Source organism: Cronobacter sp. HA18003, assembly GCF_011605905.1.
In the GTDB taxonomy this organism is placed as follows: Bacteria; Pseudomonadota; Gammaproteobacteria; order Enterobacterales; family Enterobacteriaceae; genus Cronobacter; species Cronobacter sakazakii.
Map to the genome: position 1 here is coordinate 1 of NZ_JAANQO010000012.1, position 3,394 is coordinate 3,394.

The following is a 3,394-nucleotide window of genomic DNA, read 5'->3' on the forward strand; positions in this document are numbered from 1 at the left end:
CGACCTGATCGCCGATGGTTTTCACCGGGTTCAGCGAACTGCCCCAACCCAACCCAACCCAACCCAACCCAACCCAACCCAACCAAGTGGTTTACAAAATGTTACACATTCTATTCTTCAAATTTCCGTAATATCAGCGGTTAGCAATGATTGGCAATAATGATCAGTCATTAACATTGGTGAACAAAGGCCTATATTGACTAATATTAGTCCTTCAATTTTATTGAAGAACTCCAAAGTTCCTGAACTTTACGTATAAAGTATTCCATGTAAGGATATATACATCTAATTAAGCACAACCAATAAGGCTGCATCCATACTTGTTAAGGAGATATATGGAACGAAATGAACAAATAAATAACCGCCTTTTGAGGATTGCTGACGTTATAGGTATGACTGGGCTACCAAAATCGACAATTTATCTCAAAATTAAAAAGAATCAATTTCCATCACAGGTGCCAATAGGAGAAAGATCCGTTGCGTGGGTAGAAAATGAAATTCAGGAATGGATTAAAAATAACATTCAGAGAAGGGATTGATTAAGTTAATGCTTTCAGAATTTTATATTAGGTGTGTATTTAGGGTTCTTGATTAACTAATTTAAAATCATAAGGATAAATTTTGAATAATCCCATTATCACGGGAAGGCATTCTCTCGCCGTTCCGTCACTAAAAAATAATAATGTCGCAACGCTTCAGGCATATAAAGTTATTCCTTTTGCCGAAAATGACAGCGATGCAGCCTGTGTGGCACGTATTATTGAAATCCACACGCTCAATAAACTGCGGGAAGAAGGCGAGACGCTTTTTTCCCTTACCGGGCTGACGGTTCCTGATACTGAAGCGGTGGCCGAAGAAATAAATGCGCTTGTTGCCCGCTGCGTGAAGATTTGCCGCCGGGAAGAAGATGAATTTTCTTTCCGCCAGCGCGAAGCCGCAGAGGCGCTGGCAGTCATGAATCAGGCAAGCGGAAAAAGTAACACGGTGTCTGAAGCGCGAACCCGCAGGGGGGGCAGTATGGCGCGGGAGGATGCCGAGCGCCGTTATCAGGCGGCCCTGACATATCAGACCCGGCAACAGTCACGGCTGGAGCTGGCAAGGGCATTACCCGGTCTGCTGTCAGCTGAGGCGCAGTATATCGGGAAAGGTATTGATACCCGCCTGCTGAATACCTTCCCGCGCACGCTGCGTATTCCGTCCGGGGTGGCGGAGTTCTTTACGGATACCGTTATGCAAAGTGCCGTTACCGGGCTTACAGACGGCCTGAATGCCCTCACTGCTGCAACGCGAGCAATTATCCGGCTTTGCTCTTACCCTACTGACAGGTATTTGCTGAATAACGGCGGGAAGAGTCGTACCGAGGCTTACCGTAAATATTACCGGGCGGAGAACACACTTTTACGCCTGATTATCAGTGACCAGGATTATGCAGATTATATGGCGGTTTACAGCAAAACTGACGAACTCAAAAATAAATTATTCTCCCGTTAATTAATCAGGTTAATAACTATGTTTGCTTTTAAATTCCAGAAGCCGGATGCGGCTGCCCGCTATCATAAAAAAATGACTAAAGACACCGCTTACAGGGAGGGTGAAAACCGTCGCTTTGCTTTAGCGCCACCTGCCGAAAATATGCTGCGTGCCGCCATTCTCGAATCGGGCTGGATGATGAATAACATCACGCTGCGGGATGTAAATGCGCAGTCAGGTAATGCCATTAATATCGGAGCCAGTGAGCTTCATACCGGCAGAACGGCGGGCGGACGTTTTAGTAAAAGGGTTGCCATTAATGGCAGTGAATTCTGGCTGTCGGAAACGGATACGTGCGCCAGTATCAGCTATGGCGAAATGGCTGATATTTATAATCTTGGCGCGGCGGGCGATTTTGATAAAGCAATGGATGCTTTTTTTGCTGAGGCGCTTGCGCTGGATATGCTGCGTACGGGGTTCAACGGAACGGCAATAGCTGACACCACCGATCCCGAAACCTGTAAAAAAGGTGAGGACGTCAATATCGGCTGGCATGCGCTGGCGAAGCAATATGAGAACGGTAAGCAGATTATGGCTGAGCCTCTTACGCTGGGTGAGACGGGTGAATGGAAAAATATCGACCTGCTCGCCAACCATCTTATTACCAATATCATTGCTGAGCCATTCCGGGAAGACCCGCGTCTGGTTGTCCTGGTGGGCGCGGAGCTTGCCGCACAGCAGCGCCTGAAACTGTTTAACGCCGCAGACCGTCCGGCAGATATCAGTGCAGCCCAGCTGGCGGGCAGTTCAGTGGCCGGGCGCTTTGCCTTTATTCCGCCCTTTATGCCCGGCAGGCGTCTGGCCGTCACCACCCTGAGTAACCTGCATATCTACACGCAGGCAAACACCCGCTATTTCCGGGTTGAGTTTGATGAGGAAAATGCTGAATACGTGCGTTCATGCCTGCGTAATGAAGGCTACGCGCTGGGTAATCCTGAGCTTTATGCCGCTGTCGATGAAAGCGCCGTTACTCTGGTTTAACAGGTATAAAAAAGCCCGCTGTGATTCAGCGGGCCGGATGGAAACTTACTCAGGAAATCCCCGTAACGTCTGGCGGTACGCCGGAGGAATGACAGAATGGCAGGACGTAACTGCATAATCAATCAACAAAATTCGGTTATAAAACCCTTGCGCCTGAACGAATGCGCGGGCTATAGTTTTCCCGCTGCCGCAAAATCGGCAGCCGGGCGTGGAAACCCGAGTAATCTGGAGGCGACACGAGACGCGCTATGCGTCTTTTTTTGTGTCATTGCCTTTGCGCATCTGTTACTTGCACTGCGGTTTCTTTGCCGTTGTGGCTATCGTGTAATGGTGGCTCAGGCGGGGCTGACTTCGGTCAGGCCGGTATCCTTCAGAGCCGGTATTTCCACCCCCGTCTGGGCTACCACCAGTGAGCGTGGAAACTCCGGTGGTAGCGTTACCCGCTATCTGAAGGAGGTTGCCGCCATGGCTACTGTCTCCGCTTTATCACATCCTGAATTTACCTTTCTCTTTCTTGCCGTTCGCCGTGCTGACTGCGGTGCGCAGCCTTTAGCTGTTCGTGTAAATGCCGGTACTGAACATGCTGCACGTGCGCAACTCATTTCGGATTATGTCTTGTGTTTTGCAGGACGGCTTCCTGTCTGCCAGCGCCGGGAGGTTCGGGCATGAAAACGTATCAGCAACCTGTCTGTACTCTCAGTGAACAGGGCGAAAACCGGCTGTTGCGTGCGGCCATGGCCAGCGAGTTTCTTGCCGATGTTCTGTCCTGTTCAGGACCAGCAGGCAGCAGGGAGGTTTCTGCGGAAGGGGCGGCGGCCCTGTTCGCCTGCATCGCCGAACAGCTTGATGGTGTGATCCGGGAAAGCAGTCTGATGAAGGGAGA

Annotated in this window: 5 protein-coding genes; all 5 read left to right on the forward strand. The window is 49.9% G+C overall.

The window, feature by feature from the left end:
- The first annotated feature begins 335 nt into the window (after positions 1–335).
- Complete coding sequence (locus tag G6041_RS11110; RefSeq protein ID WP_085371763.1) at positions 336–539, forward strand: helix-turn-helix transcriptional regulator; 204 nt, start codon at positions 336–338, stop codon at positions 537–539.
- An 82-nt stretch (positions 540–621) separates the two neighbouring features.
- On the forward strand, positions 622–1,491 hold the full coding sequence (locus G6041_RS11115; protein WP_166491677.1) for a hypothetical protein: 870 nt from the start codon (positions 622–624) through the stop codon (positions 1,489–1,491).
- 18 nt (positions 1,492–1,509) lie between these two features.
- Positions 1,510–2,511 (forward strand): P2 family phage major capsid protein, encoded by a 1,002-nt coding sequence (locus G6041_RS11120; protein ID WP_166491676.1) that lies wholly within the window; start codon positions 1,510–1,512, stop codon positions 2,509–2,511.
- 96 nt (positions 2,512–2,607) lie between these two features.
- Positions 2,608–3,180 carry a host cell division inhibitor Icd-like protein gene (locus tag G6041_RS11125; protein WP_166491675.1) on the forward strand — a complete coding sequence of 191 codons (573 nt, stop codon included), beginning with the start codon at positions 2,608–2,610 and terminating at the stop codon, positions 3,178–3,180.
- Positions 3,177–3,394 (forward strand): hypothetical protein (locus G6041_RS11130; RefSeq protein ID WP_166498058.1); only part of this gene is annotated, 218 nt, incomplete at its 3' end. The genes G6041_RS11125 and G6041_RS11130, both read left to right, overlap by 4 nt.

Bases quoted from the DNA above. Each gene is read 5' to 3' on its own strand.
- G6041_RS11110 (WP_085371763.1), top strand. From the start codon at position 336: ATGGAACGAAATGAACAAATAAATAACCGCCTTTTGAGGATTGCTGAC.
- G6041_RS11120 (WP_166491676.1), top strand. From the start codon at position 1,510: ATGTTTGCTTTTAAATTCCAGAAGCCGGATGCGGCTGCCCGCTATCAT.
- G6041_RS11125 (WP_166491675.1), top strand. From the start codon at position 2,608: ATGGCAGGACGTAACTGCATAATCAATCAACAAAATTCGGTTATAAAA.